Here is a 26,890-nt window from a genome sequence, read left to right as displayed (position 1 = left end):
CGGCCCTCTCCTGCGGCCTTAGCCGCGGTCGCGCAGGACGCGTGATTTCTCGCGCTGCCAGTCCCGCGCCTTGATGGTCTCGCGCTTGTCATGCGCCTTCTTGCCGCGGGCGAGGCCGAGATCGATCTTCGCGATGCCGCGGTCGTTGAAATAGATCGACAGCGGGATCAGCGTCATCCCGTCCCGCTTCACCTTGCCCAGCAGCTTGTCCCGCTCGCGCCGCCGCACCAGCAGCTTGCGCGGCCGTTTCAGCTCGTGGTTGAAGCGCTGGGCCGGCCCGTATTCCGGGATGTGGGCGTTGAACAGGTACAGCTCGCCCTGCATCTCGCCGGCATAGGCGTCCTGCAGGTTGCCGCGGCCCTCGCGCAACGCCTTCACCTCGGTCCCGACCAGCACGATGCCGGCCTCGACGTTCTCGTCGATGAAATAATCATGCCGCGCCCGCCGGTTCTGGGCGACCACACGGCCCGGGGTTTTCGGCTGCGCCATGATCCTCTATATGTCCTTGCTCAGTTGATCAGGCCGGCGAAGGCCATGGCCTCGCGCACGGCCGTCCGCGTCGCCTCGCCCGGCACCACCAGCGGCAGCCGGACCTTGTCGCCGCCCAGCCCGAGCAGCTTGGCACCGTATTTCACCGGGCCGGGGCTGGTCTCCAGGAACAGCGCCCGGTGCAGCGGCGCCAGCCGGTCGCGGGCCGCCTCCATGCGCTTCACGTCGCCCTCCGCCCAGGCATTGTGCATCTCGGCGCACAACCGCGGCGCGATGTTGGCAGTGACCGAGATGCAGCCATGGCCGCCCTGCGCCAGGAATCCCGTGGCAGTGGCATCTTCGCCCGAAAGCTGGCAGAACTCGGGACCGATCTGAACCCGGGTGGCCAGCGGCCGCGCCAGGTCGGCGGTCGAATCCTTGACCCCGACGATCCCCGGCAGTTCGGCCAGGCGGGCCATCGTGTCGATCGACATGTCGATCACGCTGCGGCCCGGGATGTTGTAGATCACGATCGGCAGATCGACCGCGTCATGGATGGCCTTGTAATGCTGGTAGAGACCTTCCTGCGTCGGCTTGTTGTAGTAGGGCGTGACCACCAGCGCGGCATCCGCGCCCGCCTTCTTGGCATGCCGGGTCAGCGAGATCGCCTCTTCGGTCGAGTTCGAGCCGGTGCCGGCGATGACCGGGATGCGGCCGCGGGCGACCTCGACGCACAGCTCGATCACCCGCTCGTGCTCGGGGTGGCTCAGCGTCGGGGACTCCCCCGTGGTGCCGCACGGCACGACGCCTTGGGTGCCTTCGCCGATCTGCCACTCGACGAATTTCTGGAACGCTTTTTCGTCCACCCCGTGGTCGGTGAAGGGCGTAATCAGGGCGACGAACGATCCCTTGAACATGGGGGCTTCCAGTGGCGTTGGGGTGGGAGACGCTTGTTCATAGCGTCTGCCGCCCGCAGCGGCAAGCGGACGGCGCAAAGCGCCGCCGTGCGGACGGCTACAAAAGCCGCCGCGCGGACAGCTGTGGCAGCCGCCGTGGCATTGCTTCTCGCCCTCGCCCCGCCTGCCTTCGCCCAGCCCGCCACCCCGGCCGAGATCAAGGCGGCGCAGGCCCTGTTCTCCGCCGTCGACCGCAACGCCTGGGACGTGGTGCGGACGGTCGAAGGCCAGATGGGCACGACCCTGGTCGGCCGGCTGGCGACCTGGGCCGACCTGTCGCGCGCCGACAGCACCGCCGGCTTCCAGGAGCTGGCCGCCTTCATCGTCCGCAATCCGGATTGGCCCAACGTCCAGGCGCTGCGCCGCCGGGCCGAGCGGGCGATGCCGGAGGGGCTGCCGCCCGACGCTGTGGTGGCCTGGTTCGACGCCTTCGCGCCGCTGACCCCCGAGGGTACGCTGCATTTCGGCACCGCGCTGCGCACGGTCGACCCGATCCGCGCCCAGCTGTGGGTGCGCAACACCTGGCGCGGCCTGACACTGACCGCCGAGCAGGAGACCCAGTTCCTGACCAGCTTCGGCAGCCTGCTGGAACCCGACGACCATTGGGCCCGCCTCGATGCGCTGATCTGGGCCGAGCGGGCCGACGAGGCGCGCCGCATGCTGCCCCGCGTCAGCGGCGACCGGCGGCAGCTGGCCGATGCCCGGCTGAAGCTGATGACGCGCACGCCGGACGCCTCGGCCGCCGTCCGCGCCCTGCCGGCGAAGCTGCAGCAGGATGAGGGCATCCTGTACGAGCGCACCCGCTGGCGCCGCCGCAACGACGACGAAGCCGGGACGATCGAGCTGCTGGGCAGCCAGCCGCGCACCACCACCCATGCCCGGGCCTGGTGGCTGGAGCGGCACATCATCGCCCGCCGCCTGTTCGACGAGCAGTCCTACCGACAGGCCTACCAGTTGGTCACGGCGCGGGAGCAGAGCGACCCGGTCGACCGCGCCGACAAGGATTTTCTCGCCGGCTGGCTGGCGCTGCGCTTCCTCGACAAGCCGGCCGATGCCGTCGGCCATTTCGAGAAGCTGTACGCCGATGTCAGCATGCCGATCAGCCTGGCCCGCGGCGCCTACTGGGCCGGGCGCGCCCATGCCGCCGTCGGCGACAAGCAGAAGGCGGCGGAGTGGTACCGGCTGGCGGCTAAGCAGTCCCTGACCTTCTACGGCCAGCTCGCCGCCGACCAGCTGGACCAGCCCAGCATCGCGGCGCTGCCGGTGGCGGCGACGCCGAACGCGCAGGCCATGGCCGCCTATGACGGCAACGACCTGGTCCGCGCCGCCCGGCTGCTCGACGCCGTCGGCCAGGGCGACCGCGCCGACCTGTTCCTGCGCAAGCTGATGCTCGATGCCGACACGCCGGAGAAAAACCGGCTGCTGGCCACCCTGGCGCTGTCGCTGAAGCACCCCTTCGTCGCGGTCCGCGCCGCCAAGGCGCTGGCCCGCGACGGCGTCTGGCTGATCGACGCCGCCTATCCGCTGGTGGACATGCCGGACGACCTCAGCGGCCTGCCGCCGGCGCTGGTGCTGGGGTTGGCGCGGCAGGAGAGCGAGTTCAACGCCACCGCGGTCTCCGGCGCCGGGGCGATCGGGCTGATGCAGCTGCGCCCCGGCACGGCGCGCGACGTCGCCCAGGCGCTGGGCGTCGACCACACCACCGGCATGCTCAGCGACGACCCGGTGCACAACCTCCGCCTCGGCAGCCGCTACCTCGCCGACCTGGTGCAGCGCTACAACGGCAGCTGGCCGCGGGCCATCGCCGCCTACAATGCCGGCTTCAACCGGGTCGACGGCTGGGCGCCGACGCCATCGAAATCGCCCGAGCAGGTGGTGGACTGGATCGAATCCATCCCGTTCCCGGAGACGCGCAGCTACGTCCAGCGCGTGCTGGAGAACACCCAGGTCTATCGTCTGCGACTAGGCGAGCCTCCCAAGGCCGGGTCGCTGGAAGCGGATCTGCTGCGGTGATCGACGACAGCGCCCGCCCGCCGCCTCTGGTCTCAGCCCCACCTCTTCTGTCATTGCCCGGCTTGACCGGGCAATCCAGGGGCCACCAAGAACCGCTCTGGCCGCCCCTGGATGCCACGGTCAAGCCGTGGCATGACAGGAAAGGGTGACGCCCCAGTCGCCGCTTAAATTCAAGCATCAGTTCAAGATCACCCGCCATCTATCTGAGAAATAACCATGACCGTCTCGATCGCCGACATCGAAGCCGCCGCCAGGCGTCTGCAGGGCCAAGCCGTCCGCACCCCGCTGCTGCGGTCGACGCTGCTCGACGCCCGCGCCGGGCGCGAGGTGCTGATCAAGGCCGAGCCGCTGCAGCGCACCGGGTCGTTCAAGTTCCGCGGCGCCTACAACCGGATCGCGATGATCCCGGCGGCGGACCGGGGCAAGGGCGTGGTCGCCTTCTCCAGCGGCAACCACGCCCAGGGCGTGGCCGCGGCGGCCCGGCTGTTCGGCATCAAGGCGACCATCGTGATGCCGGCCGACGCCCCGGCGATCAAGCGGCGCAACACCGAATCCTACGGCGCCACGGTGGTGCCCTATGACCGCTTCGGCGAGGACCGCGAGGCGGTGACGGCGAAGATCGTGGCCGAGACCGGCGCCACCCTGGTGCGGCCCTATGACGACCCCGGCATCATCGCCGGCCAGGGCACCATCGGGCTGGAGATCGCCGAGCAATGCGCCGAGCTGGGCGTGCGCCCGGATGCGGTGTTGGCCAGCTGCAGCGGCGGCGGCCTGGTCTCCGGCGTCTCCATCGCCATCCGGGCGCGGATGCCGGGGGTGCGGATCTATGCCGCCGAGCCCGAGGCGCTGGACGACATGCGGCGGTCGCTGGCCGCCGGCGAGCGCGTGACCAACGATCCCGGCGCCCGGTCGATCTGCGACGCGCTGCAATCCCCCACCCCGGGGCAGATCACCTTCCCGATCGCCCGCGAGACCCTGGCCGGCGGCGTCACCGCCCCCGACGACGCGGTGCTGCGCGCCATGGCCGTCGCCTTCGAGACGCTGAAGCTGGTGCTGGAGCCCGGCGGCGCCGTCGGCCTGGCGGCGACGCTGGAGAACCGGATCCCCGACGACATCCGCAGCGTCGTCATCGTGTGCTCCGGCGGCAATGTCGACGCCGCCACGTTCCGCGACGCGCTCGCCACGCTGTGACCTCGGGCCGGCCCGCCTTCTTCGACCGGCTGGAGGCGTGGTGGACCGGCCACGCCGCCGGCGGCCGGCCGCCGCATCGCGACGCGCTGAGCCCGGTCGAGATCATGCCGATGCTGCCGCATCTGGTGATGCTCGACCTCGCCGGCCCGGCACCGCTGGTGCTGTGGGCCGGCACCGCGGTGAAGGAGGCGCTCGGCGGCAATCCCGGCGACCGCCCGCTGGCCGAAACCCCGCTGGGCGGACCCGGCTCCGAGGCTGCCATCGCCCAGATGATCGCCGCGGCCCGTCCGGTGGAGGCGCTGCTGGGCGGCCGCCCCGCTCTGCTGTGCCCGCTGGCCGGCGACGATGGCGGCATCGCCGCGGCGCTGGCCGGGCTGGCGCCGGCGGCGCCCTGATCGAATCCTTCAGCGGCGGCACAGTCCCGCCACATCGAAGCGTTATCCTTAGGCGGAACGTCCTATCGAGGCGCCGCCATCGCTTGAGTACTCAAAGAAACAACCGCCCCGCGCATGGCAATTTTGGGCGGCCTGAAGCATAACACCAGGATCCGGAAGAGAAGTTTTTCCCAATACTTCGATTGCCGACCTCTGGGGGAAATTATGCCAAGATTTCGACGAATTCTTCAGGGCACCCTGCTGTTCCTCGTCGCCACCGCCCTGCCCGCCCTGGCCGCGGTTCCGTCCGGCCCGCATCCGCGCATCTGGCTGACGCCGCAGATCGTCGCCAGCTGGCAGGCGATCCAGTCCGTGCCCAACAGCCCGGTCAACCGCGCGATCACCAAATGCAACAACGCGAGGCTGGACCCCGCGGACTACTCGGACGGCCAGTTTCAAGGCTTCCGCTGGGTCGAGGCGCTGGACGCCTGCCTGGTGGCCTATGAGACCACCAGATCGGCCCTGCATCGCGACACTGCGATCAAGTACTGGACCGCGCTGATGGACGATGCGCAGACCGTCGGCGATGGCGACGGCCCCTGCTACCCGAACAGCTGCGGGTCGCCCACCCCGTTTGGCATCGCCGCGCAGGATGCCGGCTATTCGATGCGCACCTACGTCGCCTGGACCGCGCTGGGCTACGACTGGCTGCACGACGACCTGAGCCCCACCCTGCGGGCCCGGTACGCCACCCGGTTCAAGCAGTGGCTTGCCTTCCACATGGACCCGGACAGCTTCGAACGCGCCGACACCGGGTCGAACTACCATGCCGGCCACGTGCTGGCGGTGACCCTGATGGCGATCGGCCACGCCGACGAGATGGACGCCGCGACGGCCGGCACCGGCACGTCGCTGTGGACCTACGTCACCAACGAGATGTGGGGCCACATCATGGCCGCCGCCCAGGCCCCGCGCCGGCCGATGCTGGGCGGCGACTGGGCTGAGGGCTGGGAGTACGGGCCGCTCTCCGTGGCGTCCTACGCCCTGGCCGGCCGGGCCATGGTCCAGCAGGGCGTGCAGCAGCCCTGGATCGGACCCTGGCTGCATGCGGTGCTGATCCGCCAAGTCTACGCCCTGACCCCGAACAACCGGACGTTCATCGGCGGCGACGTCCAGAACGAAGCGCCGACGCTGGAGCCCGACCCCCTGCCGCTCTACGGCGTGATCGCCGGCCCCGCCGCCGCGGCGGACAAGGCCCAGGCCAAGGGAGAGATCGCCCGTCTCGCCCTGCCGACACCGGCCCTCAACGGCGACTTCACCCTCCTGACCCAGTCGCTGGTCGCGGCCGAGACGACCCCGGCCCAGACCATCAACCGCGCCGCGCTGCCGGTGAGCTATCTCGCCGCCGGCTCCGGCAACTTCTATGCCCGCACCAGCTTCGCCCCGACCGGCACCTGGCTGGTCAGCCAGTGCCGCGGCATCATCAGCAACCACCAGCATGTCGACGCCGGCAACATCACCCTGACCCGCGGCGCCGACGACCTGCTGGTCGACCCGTCGCCCTACGGGTCTCAGTCGACGCTGACCGGCAACGCGCCGACGATGTCGCAGCCGCATTTCAACCCGGAGTACCGGCCGAGCCAGGCCAGCTGGGGCGAGGTGAATCCGCCCGACATCGTGCCGGCGGGGCTGTCGACGCGGTTCCTGCTGGCGCGGTCCAGCCCCAGCACGGGCGTCGCGGTGACGCGCTGCGACTATGCCGGGCAGTTCCGCTTCCAGGGCAACGCCTCGGCGATCGTCGGCGTGGCGCGGCGCGAGATCGTGCTGCTGCCGGGCACGACCGGCGCCTCGGTGCTGGTGCGCGACGCCCTGGCGACCAGGGCGGCCTATTCGGCAACGCCGAATCCGCTGCTGCTGCGCTTCCGCTCGCTCGGCACCTTCGTCGCCTCCGGCGGTGACCGGGCGCGCGCCGTGGTGGGCGGGTCGGCGCTGCTGGTCCGCCGGCTGGCCGGTGCTGCCACCACCGCGGTCCATCCGGTCACGGTGGATGACAGCTGCGATCCGCTGCAGGGCGCCTGCACCGTCGGGCGGTTCGCGTCGAGCGAGTGGAACGTCCAGGTGCCCGGCCCCAACCCCAGCAGCGTCCACCTGCTGGACGTCGATTCCACCACCGCCGCGACGCCGCTCGCGGCCACCCGGACCGACGGCACCGTGTCGGTGACCACGGTGCAGCGCGACGGCAAGCAATATGCCGTGGTGTGGACCGCCGTCGGCACCCGGCTGAGCAGCTACGAGGCCCCGGCGCTCAACGGCGTCCACGTCGTCCTGGACCCGCCCGCCGGCAACCGCGTGACGGTGACCGCGACCCGCAACCAGGCGACCAACACCTGCCGGATGCAGCTGGCCACCGCCACCGGCACCGCCGGTTTCACCAGCCTGCCGCTGATCGTGAAGGTCAGCCCGACCTGCGTGGTCAGCGAATAGCGCCAACAGCAAAGCCCGGGCCGGCCGAGTCCCGTCGGCCGGCCCGGGCCGACGTCCCCGGCGTCATCGAACCGTCATCCAACTGCAACAGATCCAACATTACAGATAGTTAATGTCCGGCCTCGACCCGAGCCCGCCGCCCACGGCATGCCAGCCCAGAGGACCGAGATGGACCACGACTCCACGCTTTCGCGCGTCCAGCGCTACGAACAGCAGGACGACCGCAGCAGCAACGCTTCCGCCAACCCGACGATGGGCGACATCGTCAACGCCCGCTTCGGCCGGCGCGGCATGCTGCGCGGCGCCCTCGCCGTCACGGCGATCAGCGCGGTGATGGGGCCGGCGGCGGCGCTGCTGTCCAGCCGCCCGGCGCAGGCCTCGGGCTCGCGCTTCGCCTTCGACGAGCTGCAGGCCGGGGTCGACACCAAGCACCATGTCGCCCAGGGCTACGATGCCGACATCCTGATCCGCTGGGGCGACCCGGTGGTCAAGGGCGCCCCCGCCTTCGACGTGCAGAAGCAGACGGCGGACGCCCAGGAGAAGCAGTTCGGCTACAACAACGACTACATCGGCTATGTGCCGCTCCCGCTGGGGTCGACTACCAGCGACCACGGCCTGCTGGTGGTGAACCACGAATACACCGACGCCGCGATCATGTTCCCCGGCCTGGCCGACGCCAAGGGCGAGTTCGAGCTGAGCGCGCAGAGCAAGGAGCAGATCGACATCGAGATGGCCGCCCATGGCCAGTCGGTGATCGAGATCAAGCGCGGCGCCGACGGCAAATGGGCCGTGGTGCCGGACAGCGCCTATGGCCGCCGCATTACCGCGCGGTCGACCGAGTTCCTGGTCACCGGCCCGGCGGCCGGCCACGACCGGCTGAAGACCTCGGCCGACGCCACCGGCACCAAGGTCATCGGCACCATCAACAACTGCGCCGGCGGCACCACGCCCTGGGGCACCACGGTGCATGCCGAGGAGAACTTCAACGGCTATTTCGGCGGCGAGCTGAAGGACGACCACCCGGAGGCGCGCAACTACAAGCGCTACGGCCTGGGCGAGGCCGAGTACGGCTGGAGCCTGCATCACGACCGCTTCGACCTGGTCAAGGAGCCGAACGAGCCGAACCGCTTCGGCTGGGTGGTCGAGATCGACCCGACCGACCCGACCTCCACCCCGAAGAAGCGCACCGCGATGGGCCGCTTCAAGCATGAGGGCGCCGAGAGCATCGTGGCCAAGGATGGCCGCGTGGTGTTCTACATGGGCGACGACCAGCGCTTCGACTACCTCTACAAATTCGTCACCGCGGGCAAGTTCAACCCGGCCGACCGCAAGGCCAACATGGATCTGCTGGACGAGGGCACGCTGTACGTCGCGAAATTCGACGCCGACGGCAAGGTCGCCTGGATGCCGGTGGTGTTCGGCCAGGGCCCGCTGACCGAGGCCAACGGCTTCAAGAGCCAGGCCGATGTGCTGATCGAGACCCGCCGCGCCGGCGACCTCTTGGGCGCCACCAAGATGGACCGGCCGGAGGACGTGCAGCCGAACCCGGTGAACGGCAAGGTCTATGTCATCCTGACCAACAACGACAAGCGCAAGGCCGAGCAGGTCGACGCGGTGAACCCGCGGCCGGAGAACAAGTTCGGCCACATCGTCGAGATCCTGCCGACCGATGGCGACCATGCCGCGACCACCGCGTCCTGGGACCTGCTGGTGAAGTGCGGCGACCCCAGCGTCGCCGCTGTCGGCGCCACCTTCCACCCCGGCACCACCCAGAACGGCTGGTTCGGGTCGCCGGACAATTGCGAGATCGACGCCGATGGCCGGCTGTGGGTCGCCACTGACGGCAACAACTACAAATACAGCGGCCGCGCCGACGGCATCTGGGGGCTGGAGACCGAGGGCGAGGCCCGCGGCACCGGCAAGCTGTTCTTCCGCGTCCCGGTCGGGGCCGAGATGTGCGGCCCGAAGATCACCCCGGACCTCGCCACCTTTTTCGTCTCGGTGCAGCATCCGGGCGAAGGCGGCAAGGAATGGCCGGAATTCGGCCGGCCGAGCACCTTCGCCGACCCGTCGACCCGCTGGCCGGACTTCCAGGACGGCGTGCCGCCGCGGCCGTCGGTGGTGGTGATCACCAAGCAGGGCGGCGGCAAGATCGGCGCCTGATTGCCCAATGGCGTGTGACCCCTTCCGCCTCGCGGGAGAGGTCACACCCAGCCCCAGGCATAGGACCGAGCGGGTCGAGGCGCCGATGGCGCTCGACCCGCCGATCCGCTACAGCACGAAATCCGCCGCGGTCAGCGCATGGTCGGAGATGACGTTGATGGCGAAGTCGATCTGCCGGTCGCCATTGATATCGGCCGCGACCAGTTGCACCCCGCCGATGGTCACCACACGCAGTTCGCCGGCCACCCTGGTGAAGGCGCCGGTGCCGAAGATGAAGGCGCCGTCGCCGGCCGCGGCGCCGTTGGCGTCGATCGCCGACAAGTCGATCCTGTCGCCGGTGGTGAAGTCGACGATCACGTCCTTGCCCGCCGCCGCCACCGTGCTGTCGCCGATTACCTGATACGTGAAGGTGTCGTTGCCGGCACCACCCTGCAGCAGCTCGCTGCCGCCACCGCCGGTGATCACGTCGTCGCCAGCGCCCCCGACCAGGCGGTCGTTGGCGTCTCCGCCGCGGAGCGTGTCGTTGCCGTCCCCGCCGAGGAGGATGTCGGCTTGGCCGCCGCCGTTGATGGTGTCATCCCCGACCGCGCCTTCGAGCACGTCGTTGCCGTCGCCGCCGTCGATCTGGTCGTCACCGGTCCCGCCATAGACGCCGTCATTGCCGGCATCGCCGAAGACGATGTCGTTGTCGGCCCCGGCATCGATCGAGTCGATGCCCGCGCCACCATGGATGGTGTCGGTGCCGGCGCCGCCGACAAGGCGGTCGGCCCCATCGCCGCCATCGAGATTGTCGTTGCCGTTCTCACCGTTCATGGCGTCGTCGCCACCATTTCCGGCCAGGGTGTCGTTGCCGCTCTCGCCGCCGATCACGTTGCGGCCGGCATCGCCGCTGAGATGGTCGTCGTTGCTGGAGCCGTAGAGATTCTCGATGTTGGCCAGCGTGTCGCCCTGGGCATCGCCGCCCGAGGCGCTGTGGTTGAGCAGGTCGACCGTCACCGCCGCGGCCGAGCCCTGGTAGTTGGCGAAATCCGAGCCGTGGCCGCCGTCCAGCACATCCGCCCCTGCGCCGCCGCGGAGCGTGTCGTCGCCGTCCTCGCCGCTCAGCGCATTGGCAACGGCGTCGCCGTACAGCCGGTCGGCGAGGGCCGAGCCGACGACGTTCTCGACATTCTGGTAGGTGTCGCCCTGGGCGTCGCCGCCCGTGCCGCTGCCGGTGGCCAGGTTCACGATCACCGCCGCGTTGAAGTAATAGACCGTGTCGATGCCGGCGCCGCCGTTGATGGTGTCGGCACCGTCATAGCCGACGATCTGGTCGTCGCCGGCGCCACCGTCGATGACGTTGTCCCCGGAATCGCCGATCAGCGTGTCGCCAAAGGCCGAGCCGACCAGGTTTTCGATGCCCTGCAGCACGTCGCCCTGGGCATGGCCGCCGGTGTTCCCGCCGAAGATCAGGTTGATGGTGACCGCCGCATTCGATTGGGCATAGGTCGCCGTGTCGCTGCCGGCACCGCCGTCCAGCGTGTCGGCCCCGGCCCCGCCGTCGAGCACGTCGTTGCCGTCGCCGCCGGCCAGCACGTTGACCGCCGTGCTGCCGATCAGGGTGTCGCCGAAAGCCGAGCCGGTGACGTTCTCGACAGCGAGCAGCGTGTCGCCCTGGGCGTCGCCGCCGTTGTTGGCGTTGGTGGTGAGGTTGATGCTCACCGCGGCGCCGGACGCGGCATAGGTCACCTGGTCGGTGCCGTCGCCGCCATCCAGCGTGTTGGCCGCGGTGCTGCCGGCCAGCACGTCGTTGAAGACGGAGCCGGCGACGTTCTCGATACTGGTCAGCGTGTCGCCGTCGGCATCGCCGCCGGAGGCGGCCCCGGTCGCCAGGTTGATGGTCACCGCCGCACTGGATAAGGAATAGACGGCGGTGTCGATTCCGGCGCCGCCATTCAGCACGTCGCCCAACTCGCCACCAGTGAGCGTGTCGTTGCCGGCCCCGCCGTTCAGCGTGTCAGTGCCGCCGCTGCCAAATTGGCTGAAAACGATGTCGCCGACCAGAGTGTCGTCCCCATTGGCGCCGTTGAGCGTGTCGTTGCCGCCTTCCCCAGTCAGCATGGTGCCGAGGTTCAGGTTGGCGGTCAGGATGTCGTTGAAGAACGAGCCCAGGACCGCCTCGAAGCTGGAGAAGGTGCAGCCTGCGGCCCAGCCCTGCCCGACCCCGGTGGTCAGGTTGACGTCGATGGCCGAGGTCGCAGTAGTGCCGTTGACGTAGTCCGAGCCGTCGCCGCCGTCCATCTTATCGGCGCCACCGCTGATCCCGATGAAGTCGCTGCCGGTGCCGCCATCGATCGTATTGGCCCCGGCGTCGCCGACGAGCTGGTCGTTGAAGGCGCTGCCGATCAGGGCCTCGAAGCCGCTGATCTGGTCGCCCGAGGCCTCGCCCGACAGGCCCCCGAGGCTCAGATACACGGTGACGCTTCCGCCGGCCTGGGCGTAGCTCAGCGTATCGAAGCCGGCGCCGCCTTCCATTTTGTCGGAGCCCGCGCCCCCCTCGATGATGTCGTCGCCGCCGAGGCCTATCAGCCAATCGGCCCCGTCGCCGCCATTGATGATGTCGATGCCGTCGGGGTTGGCGACGTCGCCCGGATCGGTCCCGGTGAGGATGTCGTTGCCGGCGGTGCCGTCGAGGGTCTGGGTCATGAAATGTCCTCCCACTGTCTGATCGGCGCCGCCGATTCCCATGGGAGCGTCCGAGCTTCGAAATGCGCCCGGTTGGCCCAGGCAGACAAGAATGGGCAGGATTTAGCACATATTCCGCATACCCAGATAGGCGGATTGGACGGATTGCCGTCCGCTCCGATGATCATGGGATCTGGTCAGAATCCCCCTGAAGCAGTTGTGACGTCGGCTGGCCTCGCCGCTCCGGTAACCCTCTGGAGATATATCGAGATCAAGTCTCGAAGTCCTGGCTCCTCCAGCAGGAGAAGCGTCTCGGCCGGGGCGAGCCATCGAACTTCGCGCTCGCGGCGTTCGGGCCATGATTTGTGCTCTCGCTCGACTCTCAAGGAAAAGACGCTCACCTCGCAAGGCACGCTCACGCCTTCCTCCAACACCTTCTCATAGAGGTAGCTTCCGATCGGTTCCGATTCGATGGCACCGCGCACACCGGCCTCTTCATAGGCCTCCTGTGCTGCCGACTTCGCCGGCTTCATGCCCTTGATCGGCCAACCCTTCGGAATGATCCAGCGCCGTGTCTGCCGCGTGGTCACAAGAAGGAATTCGACCGAGCCATCCGGCTGCACACGGTATGGTAGCGCGCCGTATTGCACGCGGATCGCCTTGGTCCCGTCTCCCTTCTTGCCCGACTTGCCTTTGCCGGGAGAACGGATCGGCGACGACACCTGACCGTCGCTCGTCGATGATGCGGTGACTGAACCCTCCTGGTTCGCGATCGTATTGGAGGCCGCGGTGGCCAAACGCCCAGTGGAAATCCAGCGTTTCCCAAGAGCGGGGCTTTGAGAGTCGAGGCGCCACGCCGGGTCCAACGGACGGCTGCTGCCGATCTCATTGAGGCGGGTCTGAAGGCTCATCCGGTCGAGCTTGGGAAGGGGAAGGCTCATGAAAATCCGTATCCGGCGTTCAAGTTCGATGAGCACGCGAACAAAGGCCCGCATTCGCTCCCATTCGGCCCCGGTCGCAAGCGCCGGATCTGGCGAGCTCCAATGTGCTGTGATCGGCTGCCCCGGCCATTCGGGCGGCGCCTCGCCGGCGGCGGTGTCGCTCAGCGTGAACACAAAGTCGAGCGGCTGGGCGCCGGGCTTCGCAAATTCGCGGAAGTGCTTCGGTCGAAGGCCTTCGGCCGAGAGCCCGGCTTGCTTCAATAGCTGGATCGTTTGCGGAGCCAACGCCGGCGCCGGCTCAACGGCAGCGCTATATGCTCGGAATTGGCTCTTCCCCACCTTGTTCAAAAACGCTTCCGCGAGAACGCTTCGCGCCGAATTCCGACGCGACAGGAACAGCACGGTAAAAGTCTTCTCTGTCATCATCGGCCCCTAGGCTGGTGGCCGACCAGCCAGCCGGGCCCCATCAGCTCGCCTCTCAACGCTCTCCATATGAACAGATTCTAGACCAGGGTGCCGTCTCGATCACGCCAAGCACTTGTGGAGGTGCGACTATCGGAAGGAGGGGCGTCCGTCTAAAAGCAAGCGCCCCTTCATCCAAAAGCGCGTGCCCGGCCACAGTTAACACAATGTGCATTGCGTTAACTGTGGCCGCTCGTTCATGATTTGTCCCATGGACAACGCGCCGATCGACGACGCCCCTGCCGAGACCCCGCCGGTCGACCCCGACCGGGAGTGGACGGTGTGGGCGCTAGGCACCCTGCGCGAGCTGGTCGACATCGACATGCGCACCGCCCGCCGGCTCGAGGGCCAGCACATCGTGGCCGGGAACCGGTTCGAGCCGCCCGTGACCGACTTCGCGCTGGCGCAGGCCCGCATCGCCCGTGCCGCGCGCCTGACCATCGCCATGACCGAGCGCATCCGCGAGGCCTACCGGGCCTGCAAGGACGCGGCGGAGAAGGCCGCCGTCGAGATCCAGGAGCGCGGGCAGCGGCGGCGGGCGCAGGTCGCCCGCGCCGTGGCCGAGGCGCTTCAAGCCGGGAAGCCGGCCCGGGCCGGTGCCAAGGCCGACGCCGCACCGCGGGAGAGCCTGACCGAGACCGAGGTGCCGGACGTCGAGCTCGACACCCTGCCGATCGACGAGATCGTGCGGCGCATCTGCCGGCGGCGCGGCCTCAAGCCGGGCCGGCTGCCGCAGGGCTGGGACGACGTTTTCGCCGAGGACGAGGCGGCCGAGCCGCTGCCCGAGGCACTGGACGACCCGCCCCTTGCGGCGCCCGACCCCATCAACCCCGCCGACCGGGACGAGACCGGCCCACCGATCCCGCCGGGTCCGGAAGCCGCCGGACAGCAGTTGAGCCGACGCGGCGGACCCGCTCATTTCATTCGTTCGACCGGCAGCACCCTCCTTGTCCCCCTTGCAGGAGGGGGAGAGGCCTGTGCGCGTCCGTTTCTTCCCCCCTCGTCATCCCCGCGAAAGCGGGGATCTCGTCGCGCTCCAACCGGCGAAAGATTCCCGCTTTCGCGGGGATGACGGCCGAGGGAGGGAGAGGGCCGCCCTGCCCCCTCCCACAAGGAAAGAGGAACTGTTTGGGGAAACGGTGCCGGCCCCTCACCCAGTCCCGCTGTGCGGGCCCGCCCCCTTCCCGCGCCGCCAGGCGAGCCACGTGAAAGGCCGACCCGCCCGGAGGCTTTTTTGTCGCTTCCGGTGCCGTTCGCCTTGCGGTGGCGCGGGACCACATTAAAAGTGGATCGCATTTCGCGAGACGATCGGATCACGGATCATGAGACGCCTGAACGCGGCCGCGGCCGCCGCCATCATCGCCCTGCTCGGCCTGGTCAGCGCCGCCCGGGCGCAGGGCAACGACCTCTACGTCCTCGGCATCGCCCTGTTCGTCGGCTGCGTCGCCATCGTCATGCTGCTGATCAAGCAGCATTTCGACGCCCGCGAGCACCTGCCGACCCGGGCCTTCCTGCCGACCCAGCCCGACTCCTGCTTCATGGTCACCTTCCTGCTCGGCATCCTGGCGCTGGTCGGCCTGTTCCTGGCGGGGTCGCCGGAGCTGTACCATGTCGGGCTCGGCCTGTTCGGGGTCAGCGCCATCGGCGCCGGCGCCGCGCTGAAGCGCGGCTTCGACCTGATCGACCGCGCCCACGCCCAGGACCATGCCGACGCCCATTGACAAACGGCCTGCGACGGTCCGTCGCGCCGCGATTCCCGTCATCCGATTGCTTGACAATCCGGGGTTCGTTCCCAAATCAGTAGGGCGGCGGTGATGGTGTGTCCCCCCCACCCTCACCAAGGTCCTCCGATGGGATCGAATACGCCGTCAGCCGAACCGGACGCTCCCTCCCCTCCGAGCGGATCGGTCTCAGGCTAGAAGAACGGCCCCGGCGCTCCCCCCGCGTCGGGGCCACTTCTTTTTGGGCCTCCGGACAACCGATTGAATTTCAACCGTTTCGGCCGCGGCGCGGAATTCCGCGCGCGGGCGACCACATGCCGGCGCGACCTTCGTTTCCACCGTTTCCGGGAGGAAATTCTTCGCCAAAGCGATTGACAAGCTCTTCGCAGCGCAACATGGATGCGTAACGCGGGTGCAGCATTGCACCCGCCGCACAGGGATCGCGCCATGCCGGACACGCGCCAAGCCTCGCCTCACCAGGAGGATCGGACGATGCCCCTCGCCCGCGAGCTGACGCAGCTGCTGAAGCGGTACGAGAAGTCCCAGCGCGAGGACCCGTTCGCCAACCCGATCCAGCATCTGGCCCTGGAGCTGTCGCGCCGCCTGGGCGACGGCAAGCTCGGCTATACCGATGTCGAGGGGCTGATCGGCCACCTCACCCTCGAAGGCTTCAGCCACCGCGCCGCCCGGCTGGGCCGCTATCTCGGCGAGACCGCGCCCGACGTCAACGATGCCAAGCTGCACGCGCTGTTCCAGGCGCTGACCCGGGATGCGCAGGGCGCAACCGTGCCCTTCGCCGACTTCCGCCGCCGGGTCGAGAGCGAGGCCTTCGGCGCCGTCTTCACCGCCCACCCCACCTTCAACCTGTCCGGCGCCCTGATGGCCGACCTGGCGCTGCTGGCCGCCGGCCGCACCGTCGACGGCGAGGCCCTGACCGACGAGGCCAGGGCCGCCCTGCTGGCCCGCGTCGGCGCCGCCGAGCACCGGCCGGACGAGGACCTGACCCTGGCGCGCGAGCATGCGCTGTCGCTCGACGCCATCGGCAATGCCCGGGCCGCGCTGGGCCGGGCCTGGGGCATCCTGCTCGACGTCGCCCGCGAGGCCTATCCCGAGGATTGGCGCAGCCTGACGCCGCGGTTGATCACCCTGGCCACCTGGGTCGGCTACGACCTCGACGGCCGCTCCGACATCCGCTGGACCGACACGCTGCACAAGCGGCTGCTGGTCCAGGCGGCGCAGCTCGACCACTATCTGGCCGAGGTGCGAGCGATCCGGGGCCAGCTGCCGCGCGGCCGCACCGACCTGGTGGAGACGCTGGACCTGCTGGAGAGCCGGGTGGCCCTGGCCATCGCCCAGATCCGCGACGAGGTCGCCGCCTTCGCCGTCGCCGATCCCGGCTCGGCCGCGGGGCGCGAGCAGATCCGCGTCATCAGCCAGCGCATCCATGCCGGCCAGGCGCTGCGCCTGACCGAGGCGGCCAGCCTGATCGCCATCGTCGACCGCGCGCTGGAGCGCACCGACGACGACGCCCTGTCGCGCCGCTTCTGCCTGCTGCGGGCCGAGCTGGCGACCCATGGGCTGGGCGCCGCGCACAGCCATGTCCGGATCAACGCCACCCAGGTGCACAACGCCATCCGCAAGGCGGTCGGCATGGTGTCCGACCCCAACGACCCGCGCTACCGCCAATCCTATCTCGACCGGCTGAACGCGCTGCTCGACGCGGTCGAGCCGGTGACGGTGAATTTCGGCTCGATGCTGGCCGAGCGCACCTCGGTCAAGCGGCTGTTCATGCTGCTGGCCCAGCTCTTGAAGTACAACGACAGCTCGGCCCCGATCCGCTTCCTGATCGCCGAGAGCGAGAGCGCGCTGACCTGCCTGACCGCGCTGTACTACGCCCGGCTGTTCGGGGTCGACGGCATGGTCGACATCTCGCCGCTGTTCGAGACCGAGAAGGCGCTGGAGAACGGCAGCCGCATCATCGAGCAGCTGCTGGAGAACCCGCATTACCGCGACTATATCCGGCGGCGCGGCCGGGTCTGCGTCCAGACCGGGTACTCCGACGCCGGCCGCTATCTCGGCCAGCCCCCGGCCAGCGCCTCGATCGAGCGGCTGCGGCTGCGGCTGACCCGGGTGATCGCCAAGGCCGGGCTGCCCGACGTGCAGCTGCTGATCTTCGACACCCATGGCGAGTCCATCGGCCGCGGCTGCCATCCCGGCGGCATCGCCGACCGGCTGACCTATGTCGACCCGCCGGCCACCCGCGCCTTCATGGCCGAGCAGGGGGTGCGGTTCAAACAGGAGGTCAGCTTCCAGGGCGGCGACGGCTACCTGTACTTCGCCCATCCCGACCTGGCCTATGCCGTCATCACCCGCATCGTCGAGCATGTGCTGCGCGAGATCCCGGACGGCCGCGACGGCAAGGTCGCCGACGACCCGTTCTACGATGAGGGCGCCTATATCAGGGAGTTCTTCACCACGGTGAAGGAGTTCCAGGTCCGGCTGATGGAGAGCCGCGATTACGGCGTGCTGCTGCAGGCGCTGGGGCCGAACCTGCTGTTCCCGTCCGGCAGCCGCGCCACCAAGCGGCAGCACGAGGACCCGAGCGAGCTGGACCACGCCATGCCGTCGCAGCTGCGGGCCATCCCGCACAACGCGATCCTGATGCAGCTCGGCCTGCTGGCCAACAGCGTCGGCGGCGCCGGCGCCGCCATCGCCAAGGACCCGGAGCGGTTCCGCGAGCTGTACGGCAGCTCGCACCGCTTCCGGCAGCTGATCGGCATCGTCACCTATGGCGCCTCGATCAGCAACCCGGCGGCGATGAAGGGCTATATCGACGCGCTCGACCCCGGCGCCTGGATCACCCGCGCCGCCGCCACCGGCGACCGCGAGCTGGCCGACCGCATGCTGGCCCTGTCCGGCCATCTCGAGCCGATGCCGGTGTGGGAGCGGCAGAGCCGGGTGTTCCGCGCCCTGCACAAGGACTTCCAGCTGCTGCGCGACGGGCTGGAGGGGGTGACGGACGAGGCGCCGCATGCCGACGCCGCCACCCGCGACGCGCTGGCCGTGCTGCACGCGGTGCGGCTGGCGCTGATCCAGGAGATCTTCCTGCTGGCGATGCGGATCCCGGAATTCTCCAGCCGGCACAACCTGACGCTGAAGCAGGTGATCGCCCGCGTGCTGCATCTCGACGTGCTGCCGGCGATGACGTCGCTGGAGGAGATCTTCCCGCTGACCGAGGACACCATCGCGGTGGCCGATTTCGGCGAGGCCGCGACCTACCGCTCGGACGAGAGCCAGAACTACCAGTTCGAGAACGAGCGCATCTTCCGGCCGATGCGCCAGCTCTACGGCCTGGTCCGCCGGGTCTCGGCCGCGGTGGTGCACCGGACCGGCTTCTTCGGCTGATAGAGCGCGGATGGCGGGAGAGACCCCGCCATCCGCGTGCTTCTCAAAGCACGAAGTCGCCGGCCACCAGGGCGGTGGCGCTGGTGACGTTGATCTGCATGTCCGGCACCTTGTCGCCGGTCAGGTCCACCAGGACCACCTGGACCCCGCCGCTGACCGCCACCCGCAGCTCATGCCCGGCGCCGGTGAAGGCGCCGCCGCCGAGGAAGGTGAAGGCGGTGTTGCCGTTGGCCGCGTTGCCGTCGGCGTCGATCGCGGAGAGGTCGATGCGGTCGCCCTCGGCATGCGAGAAGTCGACGATGGCATCCCGCCCGGCCGACACCACAGTGCTGTCGGTCACCCCAGTGTAGGTGAAGCTGTCGGTCCCGGTGCTGCCTTTGAGCACATCGGCGCCGCCGCCCCCGACGATCAGGTCGTTGCCGTCGCCGCCGTCGACCACATCGTTGCCGCCGCTGGCGTAGAGCTGGTCCGCCCCGGCCGCGCCCGCAAGCCGGTTGGCGCCGCCATCGCCGATGATCTGGTCGGCGAAGGCCGAGCCCACCACGTTCTCGACGCCGCCGTAGCTGTCCCCGGCCGCATCGCCGCCGGCCCCGCTGCCGGTGATGAGGTTGACCCGCACCACCGCCGCCGAGGCGGCATAGTGGACGGTGTCGCTGCCGCTGCCGCCGTTCAGCACATCGGCCCCGGCGGCGCCGACCAGCACGTCGTCTCCGTCACCGCCGGCCAGCGTATCCGCGCCGTTCTCGCCATAGAGCGTGTCGTTGCCCGCGTCGCCGCTGAGGGTGTCATTGTCGTCGCGCCCCCACAGCGTGTTGGCGCCGGCATCCCCGGTCAGGGTATCGGCGAAGGCGGATCCGCCGACAGTTTCGATCCCGAACAGGCTGTCACCACTGGCATCGACGCCGGAGTTGGAGTTGGTCGCGAGATTGATCGTAACGCCGCTGCCGGATGCTCCGTAGTCCGCCCGATCGATGCCGGCGCCGCCGTTCAGCGAATCGCCTTCGGTGCCGCCGATCAGCACATCATCGCCGTCGCCGCCGGCCAGCGTGTCGAAGCCGCTGCCGCCGTAGAGCGTGTCGTTGCCGGCATCGCCGCTGAGCACATCGGCGCCGCCCTGGCCCCACAGCGTGTTGATACCGGCATCGCCGGTGAACGTGTCGCTGTAGGCGGTGCCGCCGAGATTCTCGATGCCGATCAGCACGTCGCCCTGGGCATTCCCGCCCGACGCCGTCCCAGCCCCGAGATCGACCGTCACGCCGGCCGAATTGTGAGCGGGATCGGCATCGTAATCCACAAGGTCGATGCCCGCCCCACCGTCCAGATGGTCGGCGCCGGCCCCGCCGAAGAGGACGTCGTTGCCATCGCCGCCGATGAGGATGTCGTCGCCCGCCGCGCCGTCCAGCACATTGACCCCGGCGTCGCCGACCAGGGTGTCGGCCAGGGCGCCCCCGAGGATATTCTCGATCGCGGTCAGGGTGTCGCCCGTGGCATCGCCGGCCGATCCCTGGCCGACCGCGAGGTTGACCGCCACCGAGCCGGCCGCGCCGCTGTAATCGGCCCAGTCGACGCCGGCGCCGCCGTCGAGGCCGTCGGCACCGGCGCCGCCGATCAGGATGTCATCGCCGTCCCCGCCAGCCAGCGTGTCGTCACCGGCGTCACCCGTCAGGCGATCGCTGCCGGCCCCACCAGCCAGCGCGTCGCCACCGGCACCACCGATCAGGCTGTCGTCGCCGGCCGCGCCGACCAGCGTATCGTCACCAGCCCCGCCGGTGAGGATGTTGGCGGCGGCATTGCCGGTCAGCGTGTCGGCGAAGGCGGTTCCGATCACCGCCTCGATCCCGCTCAGCACGTCGCCCTGGGCGTCGCCGCCACTGCCACCCGACGATGTGATGTTGAGCACGATGCCCGCCGCGGAGGCGCTGTAATCCGCGGTGTCGAAGCCGTCGCCGCCGATCAGCTGGTCCGCGCCGGCGCCCCCTATCAGGATGTCGTCCCCGGCACCGCCATTCAGCACATTGGCGGCAGCGGTGCCGGTCAGCGTGTCCCAGAAAGCAGAGCCCAGGACGTTCTCGATGCCCGAATAGGTGTCGCCGGCCGCGTCGCCGGCAGTCCCGGTGCCGGTCGCCAGGTTGACGACCACGCCCGAGGATGCGGTGTAGTCCGCGGTGTCCACACCGTTGCCGCCGGACAGCGCATCCGCGCCCACACCCCCGACCAGCCGGTCGTCGCCATCGCCGCCCGAGAGGGTGTCGTTCCCGCTGGAGCCGATGAGGACATTCGCGCCGCTATCGCCCGTGAGCTGGTCGTCGAAGGCGGATCCGCGCACCTGCTCGATGCCGTTGAACACATCGCCCAGGGCGTCCCCGACCGTCCCCGTTCCAGCGAGATCCAGAACCACGGCGGCCTTGGAGGCGCTGTAATCCGCCGTGTCGAGGCCGGCGCCGCCGATCAACGCATCGGCCCCGCCGCCTCCTGTCAGGACGTCGTCGCCGCCTCCGCCGTCGAGGACATTGGCGCCGGAGGAACCGAGCAGCACATCGGCGAAGGCGGAGCCGATCGCATTCTCGATCTCGCTCAACCGGTCGCCGTCGCTGGCGAAACCGCGCAGGTCGAGCGTGATGCCGGTGGTCAGGTCGCTGTAGTCGGCGGTGTCGATGCCGTTTCCGCCGACCAGCAGATCCGCGCCGGCGCCGCCGCGGAGCACGTCGTTGCCATTGCCGCCGATCAGCGTGTCGCCCGCGTCCAGGCCGATGATCAGATCGTCGCCGCCGCCGCCTTCGAGAAAGTCGCTACCGTTCGTCCCCGTGATGGTGGCCATCGCCGCCCCCCTTCAAATGGATTCGAAAAAAATGCCGCCCGTCGGGGCGGCACTGCCGGGGTCCCCGGAGTGCCGCGCCGGACCGAAAATCGGTCAGAGCACGAAGTCGCCGGCCACCAGGGCGGTGGCGCTGGTGACGTTGATCTGCATGTCCGGCACCTTGTCGCCGGTCAGGTCCGCCTGGACCACCTGGACCCCGCCGATCACCGCCATCCGCAGCTCGTGCCCGGCGCCGGTGAAGGCGCCGCCGCCGAGGAAGCTGAAGGCGGTGTTGCCGTTGGCGGCGTTGCCGTCGGCGTCGATCAGGGAGAGGTCGATGCGGTCACCCTCGGCATGCGAGAAGTCGACGATGGCGTCCCGCCCGGCCGCCGCCACGGTGCTGTCGGTCACCGCGCCATAAGTGAAGCTGTCGGCCCCGGTGCCGCCCTTGAGCACATCGGCGCCGCCGCCACCGACGATCAGGTCGTTGCCGTCGCCGCCGTCGACCACATCGTTGCCGCCGCTGGTGTAGAGCTGGTCCGCCCCGGCCGCGCCCGCAAGCCGGTTGGCGCCGCCATCGCCGATGATCTGGTCGGCGAAGGCCGAGCCCACCACATTCTCGACGCCGCTGTAGCTGTCCCCGGCCGCATCGCCGCCGGCCCCGCTGCCGGTGAGGAGGTTGACCCGCACCGCCGCCGCGGAGGCGGCGTAGTGGACGGTGTCGCTGCCGCTGCCGCCGTTCAGCACATCGGCCCCGGCGCCGCCGACCAGCACATCGTCGCCATCGCCGCCGGCCAGCGTGTCGACGCCGCTCTCGCCATAGAGCGTGTCGTTGCCGGCGGCGCCGCTGAGCAGGTCGTTGCCGGCGCGGCCCCAGATCGTGTTGGCGCCGGTATCCCCGGTCAGGACATCAGCGAGGTTCGACCCGCCGACAGCCTCGATCCCGATCAGGATATCGCCCAGGGCATCGCCGCCGCTGTTGGCCGAAGTCCCCATGTCGATGGTCACCGCCGACGCCGAAGCGCCGTAGTCGGCGATGTCGAAGCCGGCGCCGCCGATCAGGGTATCGGCACCGCCGCCACCTTGCACATCATTCCCAGCATCGCCATCGAGCCGGTTCGCCCCATTGTCGCCGGTGATCGCGTCGGCGAAGGCCGAGCCCAGCACGTTCTCGATGCTGGTGTAGCTGTCGCCCAGGGCGTCCCCGCCGGTCCCGAGCCCAGTGGCGAGGTTCAGTGTCACGCCGGCCAGCGCCGCGGCATAATTCGCCACGTCGGTGCCGCTGCCGCCATCCATGACGTCGCCGCCGGCGCCACCGGCCAGCGTATCGTCGCCATCGCCGCCGAGCAGGGAGTCGGCCCCGGCGTCGCCGTAGAGCACGTCGTTGCCGAGGCCACCGTTGAGCACATCGTTGCCGTCCCGCCCCCACAGGCTGTTGGCCCCGGCATCGCCGGTCAGCGTGTCGGCATAGGCGGTGCCGGCGAGGTTCTCGATGCCGACCAGGACGTCGCCCTGGGCATTGCCACCGCTGGCGGTGCCTGCCGCCAGATCCACCGTCACGCCGACCGTGTTGTGGCCGGGATCGGGGTCGTAGTCCGCCGTGTCGGTCCCGTCGCCGCCATCCAAATGGTCGGCGCCCGCGCCCCCGGACAGGACGTCGTCGCCGGCCGCGCCCGTCAGCGCATTCGCGGCGCTGCTTCCGGTCAGGACGTCGGCAAACCCCGTGCCCAACACGTTCTCGATGCTGCTGAGCTGACTGCCGGTCCCCGTCCCGGCTGCGAGGTCGACGGTGATGCCGCTGGCGTAGCGGCTGTAGTCGACCGTATCGATGCCGTCGCCGCCGATCATCTGGGCGCCCCCGGCGTTGAGGTGGAACACGTCATCGCCGTTGCCGCCGATCATGGTTCCAGCCCCGGTCAGCGAGTCGTTGCCATCGCCCCCGTCGAGGAAGATCGAGGCCGTCAAGATGTCGTCGCCGCCCATGCCGTACACGGTAAGAGCCCCGTGAACCGCCGCGTTGACACGGTCATTCCCATCCGTGAGAATAAAATTTTCAACCACTGAATAGTCTGTATAGGTTTGCCCATCAAATGTACTAAACCAAACGTGGTAGTATCCTATATCGTCACTGCTTCCATTGAAATATAAGTACTGTACCGTATACTCGATATCGATTACTATCGAAGCCAGGGACATAAAATCCCAGTATATCGTCACGCCAGCCCCATCCGGGCCGATGGCATAGTTGCTGACGTCGAGGACCGACGGAAGTGGATCAGACATCTTCATCTCCCCCTATTTCAATTATTTTAGATTAAAAAAGACATTTCTTTATCTATCAGATCCCAAGGTACCATCGGCACGCCGGCCGGGAGCGCCCGCCCGGATCGGATGGGGCGCCTCTGCAAATCTGGGGACCAGTTCGCCCCGACAATAATCCTGCCCCGGCATGAATTCCAGCCCCGGCATACCGGTTTATTCTCGTTGAACGGTCGCCCCCGCGACCTGGTGTCGAGAGAGGATCACCCCATCCTTCCGCCATCGGCCGGACTGCTCTAGAACGGATCAACCGCCCCAGCGATGATCGAGACCATGCCCGATTCCAGCACGCCCCCGCGCACCATCCGCCTCGCCGACTACCGGCTGCCGGACTTCCTGATCGATGCGGTCGACCTGGCCTTCGACCTGCGCGAGGACGGGGCCACGGTGACGTCGCGCCTGACCATGCGGCGCAACCCGGCGACGTCGGACCCCGCGGCGCCGCTGGTGCTGGACGGGCAGGATCTGAAGCTGACCGGGATCGCGCTGGACGGCGAGGCCCTGGGCGCCAACCGCTACACGGTCGATGCCGAACACCTGACCGTGACCGACCTGCCCGGCGTCTTCACCCTCGACATCACCACCGAGATCGCGCCGCAGCAGAACACCACGATGCAGGGGCTGTACACCTCGGGCGGCAATTTCTGCACCCAGTGCGAGGCCGAGGGCTTCCGCCACATCACCTATTATCTCGACCGGCCGGACATCCTGGCCCGCTACACCACCACCATCGTGGCGGACAAGGCGAAGTACCCGGTGCTGCTGTCGAACGGCAACCCGGTGGAAACCACCGACCTCGGGGGCGGCCGGCACCGGGCGAAGTGGGAGGACCCGTTCCCCAAGCCGTCCTACCTGTTCGCCCTGGTGGCCGGCGATCTGGTGGCGGTCGAGGACAGCTTCACCACCCGCTCCGGCCGCGACATCGCGTTGAAGATCTTCACCCGCCGCGGCGACCACACCAAGGTCGACCACGCCATGCGGGCGCTGAAGGCATCGATGGCCTGGGACGAGCAGGTTTATGGCTTCGAATACGATCTCGACCTGTTCATGATCGTCGCCGTCTCCGACTTCAACATGGGGGCGATGGAGAACAAGGGCCTCAACATCTTCAACACCGCCCTGGTCCTGGCCAGCCGCGAGACCGCCACCGACGGCGATTTCCAGCGCGTGGAATCGGTGGTGGCGCATGAGTACTTCCACAACTGGACCGGCAACCGCATCACCTGCCGCGACTGGTTCCAGCTGTCGCTGAAGGAAGGGCTGACCGTCTTCCGCGACCAGGAATTCTCCGGCGACATGAACAGCCGGCCGGTGCAGCGCATCACCGATGTCCGCCGCCTGCGCGCCATCCAGTTCCCGGAGGATGGCGGCCCGATCGCCCATCCGATCCGGCCCGAGAGCTACATCGAGATCAACAACTTCTACACCCCCACGGTCTACGAGAAGGGCGCCGAGGTCATCCGCATGATCCACACCCTGATCGGGCCGGAGCGGTACCGGAAGGGCATGGATCTCTATGTCGCGCGCCATGACGGCCAGGCCGCGACCTGCGAGAACTTCGTGGCGGCGATGGAGGATGCCAGCGGCACCGACCTCAAGCTGTTCCGGCGCTGGTACTCCCAGGCCGGCACGCCGGAGATCGTGGTCGAGGACAGCTGGGACGACGCCGCCGGACGCTACAGCCTGACGCTGCGCCAGTCGACCGGCCCGACGCCGGGTCAGCCGGACAAGCAGCCGCTGCACATCCCCTTCGCGCTCGGCCTGCTCGACGCGCAAGGCCGCGACCTGCCGGTGCGGCTGGCCGGCGAGGCCGCGCCCGCCGCCGGCACCCGTGTGCTGTCTCTGACCGCGGCGGAGCAGCGCTTCGACTTCGACGGGCTGGCCGCGCGGCCGGTGCCGTCGCTGTTCCGCGGCTTCTCGGCCCCGATCAAGCTGGCGCCGCAGCCGCGCGACCGGCTGGCCTTCCTGTTCGCCCATGACAGCGACCCGTTCAACCGCTGGGAGGCCGGGCAGCAGTTGGCGACCCAGCTGCTGCTGGAGGGCGTGGCGGCGCGGAAGGCCGGGCAGGATTGGCGCCTGGATGCCGAGTTCGTCGCCGCCATCGGCCGGCTGCTGGACGACCCCGCGCTGGACGCCGCCTTCATCGCCGAGGCGACCGCCCTGCCCGGCGAATCCTTCCTGGCCGACCAGATGCGAGTGATCGATGTCGAGGGCATCCATGCGGTGCGCGAGGCGGCGCGGCTGGCCGTCGCCACCGCGCTGCGCGACCGGCTGCTGGCGGTCTACCGGGCCAATGACGATCACGGGCCGTTCGACGTCTCGGCCGCCGCCGTCGGCAAGCGGGCCCTGAAGAACGCCGCCCTGTCGTATCTCGGCCTGCTGCGGGACGATGCCGAGGCGACGGCGCTGGTTCTGGCCCAGGCGCGCGGCGCCCAGACCATGACCGACGTGCTGGCGGCGCTGACCGTGCTGCGCGACCGCGACATCCCGGAACGGGCCCAGGTGCTGCAGGATTTCTACGACCGCTGGCAGGACGAACCGCTGGTGATCGACAAGTGGTTCGCGCTGCAGGCCACCTCGTCGCTGCCCGGCACGCTCGACGCGATCCGGGCGCTGACCCGGCACCCGGCCTTCACCCTGCGCAACCCCAACCGGGCGCGGGCCCTGATCTCCAGCCTCGCGATGGGCAACCCGCTGCACTTCCACGCCGCGGACGGCGCCGGCTATGCCTTCCTGGCCGACCAGGTGCTGGCGCTGAACGCCGCCAACCCGCAGCTGGCGGCACGCATCCTGGTGCCGCTGGGCCGCTGGCAGCGCCACGATCCCGGCCGCCAGGCGGCGATGCAGGCCCAGCTGGACCGCATCCTGGCCGCCCCCGACCTGTCGCGCGACGTCTATGAGATCGCCGCCAAGAGCCGGGCCTGAGCAGGTT

15 protein-coding genes are annotated in these 26,890 nt (G+C 69.3%); 9 read left to right on the top strand and 6 right to left on the bottom strand.

The genetic code is table 11. The features are described 5' to 3' along the window. Positions 1-18 precede the first annotated feature (18 nt). On the bottom strand, positions 19-489 hold the full coding sequence (gene smpB / locus E9232_RS18530; protein ID WP_309796201.1) for an SsrA-binding protein SmpB: 471 nt from the start codon (positions 487-489) through the stop codon (positions 19-21). Between the two features lie 20 nt (positions 490-509). Next, positions 510-1,385 (bottom strand): 4-hydroxy-tetrahydrodipicolinate synthase, encoded by an 876-nt coding sequence (gene dapA / locus E9232_RS18525; protein ID WP_309796199.1) that lies wholly within the window; start codon positions 1,383-1,385, stop codon positions 510-512. Positions 1,386-1,520: 135 nt separating this feature from the next. On the opposite strand from dapA, the gene E9232_RS18520 reads away from it, so the two are divergent. From E9232_RS18520 to E9232_RS18500, 5 genes are all read left to right on the top strand, one after another. Next, complete coding sequence (locus E9232_RS18520) at positions 1,521-3,437, top strand: lytic transglycosylase domain-containing protein (protein WP_309796198.1); 1,917 nt, start codon at positions 1,521-1,523, stop codon at positions 3,435-3,437. Positions 3,438-3,653: 216 nt separating this feature from the next. Beyond that, the gene (locus tag E9232_RS18515; RefSeq protein ID WP_309796196.1) at positions 3,654-4,628 is read left to right on the top strand and encodes a threonine ammonia-lyase; all 975 of its coding nucleotides are present in this window, start codon (positions 3,654-3,656) and stop codon (positions 4,626-4,628) included. After that, positions 4,625-5,023 (top strand): PAS domain-containing protein, encoded by a 399-nt coding sequence (locus E9232_RS18510; protein ID WP_309796195.1) that lies wholly within the window; start codon positions 4,625-4,627, stop codon positions 5,021-5,023. Before E9232_RS18515 ends, E9232_RS18510 begins: the two co-directional genes overlap by 4 nt. A gap of 204 nt (positions 5,024-5,227) precedes the next feature. Then, the gene (locus E9232_RS18505) at positions 5,228-7,486 is read left to right on the top strand and encodes a hypothetical protein (protein ID WP_309796194.1); all 2,259 of its coding nucleotides are present in this window, start codon (positions 5,228-5,230) and stop codon (positions 7,484-7,486) included. 168 nt (positions 7,487-7,654) lie between these two features. Beyond that, a complete protein-coding gene (locus tag E9232_RS18500) occupies positions 7,655-9,649 on the top strand; it encodes a PhoX family protein (RefSeq protein ID WP_309796192.1) in 1,995 nt (664 codons plus the stop codon). 108 nt (positions 9,650-9,757) lie between these two features. Here the strand turns inward: E9232_RS18500 and E9232_RS18495 are convergent, their stop codons facing one another. Together E9232_RS18495 and E9232_RS18490 are read right to left on the bottom strand one after the other, a co-directional pair. Further along, entirely contained in the window at positions 9,758-12,334 is a 2,577-nt protein-coding gene (locus E9232_RS18495; RefSeq protein WP_309796190.1) for a beta strand repeat-containing protein, read from the bottom strand. A 176-nt stretch (positions 12,335-12,510) separates the two neighbouring features. After that, the gene (locus tag E9232_RS18490) at positions 12,511-13,677 is read right to left on the bottom strand and encodes an arsenate reductase/protein-tyrosine-phosphatase family protein (RefSeq protein WP_309796189.1); all 1,167 of its coding nucleotides are present in this window, start codon (positions 13,675-13,677) and stop codon (positions 12,511-12,513) included. A gap of 250 nt (positions 13,678-13,927) precedes the next feature. Here E9232_RS18490 and E9232_RS18485 point away from each other — a divergent pair, with 250 nt between their 5' ends. The 3 genes from E9232_RS18485 to E9232_RS18475 all read left to right on the top strand — a co-directional run bounded on the left by E9232_RS18485 (position 13,928) and on the right by E9232_RS18475 (position 18,842). Continuing rightward, the gene (locus E9232_RS18485) at positions 13,928-14,788 is read left to right on the top strand and encodes a hypothetical protein (protein WP_309796187.1); all 861 of its coding nucleotides are present in this window, start codon (positions 13,928-13,930) and stop codon (positions 14,786-14,788) included. A 250-nt stretch (positions 14,789-15,038) separates the two neighbouring features. Then, complete coding sequence (locus tag E9232_RS18480; RefSeq protein WP_309796185.1) at positions 15,039-15,437, top strand: hypothetical protein; 399 nt, start codon at positions 15,039-15,041, stop codon at positions 15,435-15,437. A 492-nt stretch (positions 15,438-15,929) separates the two neighbouring features. Further along, the gene (locus E9232_RS18475; protein WP_309796183.1) at positions 15,930-18,842 is read left to right on the top strand and encodes a phosphoenolpyruvate carboxylase; all 2,913 of its coding nucleotides are present in this window, start codon (positions 15,930-15,932) and stop codon (positions 18,840-18,842) included. Between the two features lie 43 nt (positions 18,843-18,885). On the opposite strand, the gene E9232_RS18470 is transcribed toward E9232_RS18475, so the two are convergent. Continuing rightward, on the bottom strand, positions 18,886-21,660 hold the full coding sequence (locus E9232_RS18470; protein ID WP_309796181.1) for a beta strand repeat-containing protein: 2,775 nt from the start codon (positions 21,658-21,660) through the stop codon (positions 18,886-18,888). Between the two features lie 93 nt (positions 21,661-21,753). Continuing rightward, complete coding sequence (locus E9232_RS18465) at positions 21,754-23,622, bottom strand: calcium-binding protein (RefSeq protein WP_309796599.1); 1,869 nt, start codon at positions 23,620-23,622, stop codon at positions 21,754-21,756. Positions 23,623-24,231: 609 nt separating this feature from the next. On the opposite strand from E9232_RS18465, the gene pepN reads away from it, so the two are divergent. Then, positions 24,232-26,883, top strand: coding sequence for an aminopeptidase N (gene pepN, locus E9232_RS18460; RefSeq protein WP_309796179.1), 2,652 nt, complete (start codon positions 24,232-24,234; stop codon positions 26,881-26,883). The last annotated feature ends 7 nt before the right edge of the window (positions 26,884-26,890 follow it).

This window comes from Inquilinus ginsengisoli, from assembly GCF_031453975.1.
Lineage (GTDB): Bacteria > Pseudomonadota > Alphaproteobacteria > DSM-16000 > Inquilinaceae > Inquilinus > Inquilinus ginsengisoli_A.
This window is presented reverse-complemented; position numbering and strand designations above follow the sequence as displayed.

Excerpts from the sequence above, each read along its gene's own strand:
- smpB (WP_309796201.1), bottom strand. The coding sequence starts at position 489 with ATGGCGCAGCCGAAAACCCCGGGCCGTGTGGTCGCCCAGAACCGGCGG.
- dapA (WP_309796199.1), bottom strand. The coding sequence starts at position 1,385 with ATGTTCAAGGGATCGTTCGTCGCCCTGATTACGCCCTTCACCGACCAC.
- E9232_RS18515 (WP_309796196.1), top strand. The coding sequence starts at position 3,654 with ATGACCGTCTCGATCGCCGACATCGAAGCCGCCGCCAGGCGTCTGCAG.
- E9232_RS18505 (WP_309796194.1), top strand. The coding sequence starts at position 5,228 with ATGCCAAGATTTCGACGAATTCTTCAGGGCACCCTGCTGTTCCTCGTC.
- E9232_RS18500 (WP_309796192.1), top strand. The coding sequence starts at position 7,655 with ATGGACCACGACTCCACGCTTTCGCGCGTCCAGCGCTACGAACAGCAG.
- E9232_RS18495 (WP_309796190.1), bottom strand. The coding sequence starts at position 12,334 with ATGACCCAGACCCTCGACGGCACCGCCGGCAACGACATCCTCACCGGG.
- E9232_RS18490 (WP_309796189.1), bottom strand. The coding sequence starts at position 13,677 with ATGACAGAGAAGACTTTTACCGTGCTGTTCCTGTCGCGTCGGAATTCG.
- E9232_RS18485 (WP_309796187.1), top strand. The coding sequence starts at position 13,928 with ATGGACAACGCGCCGATCGACGACGCCCCTGCCGAGACCCCGCCGGTC.
- E9232_RS18480 (WP_309796185.1), top strand. The coding sequence starts at position 15,039 with ATGAGACGCCTGAACGCGGCCGCGGCCGCCGCCATCATCGCCCTGCTC.
- E9232_RS18475 (WP_309796183.1), top strand. The coding sequence starts at position 15,930 with ATGCCCCTCGCCCGCGAGCTGACGCAGCTGCTGAAGCGGTACGAGAAG.
- E9232_RS18470 (WP_309796181.1), bottom strand. The coding sequence starts at position 21,660 with ATGGCCACCATCACGGGGACGAACGGTAGCGACTTTCTCGAAGGCGGC.
- E9232_RS18465 (WP_309796599.1), bottom strand. The coding sequence starts at position 23,622 with ATGGGCGGCGACGACATCTTGACGGCCTCGATCTTCCTCGACGGGGGC.
- pepN (WP_309796179.1), top strand. The coding sequence starts at position 24,232 with ATGCCCGATTCCAGCACGCCCCCGCGCACCATCCGCCTCGCCGACTAC.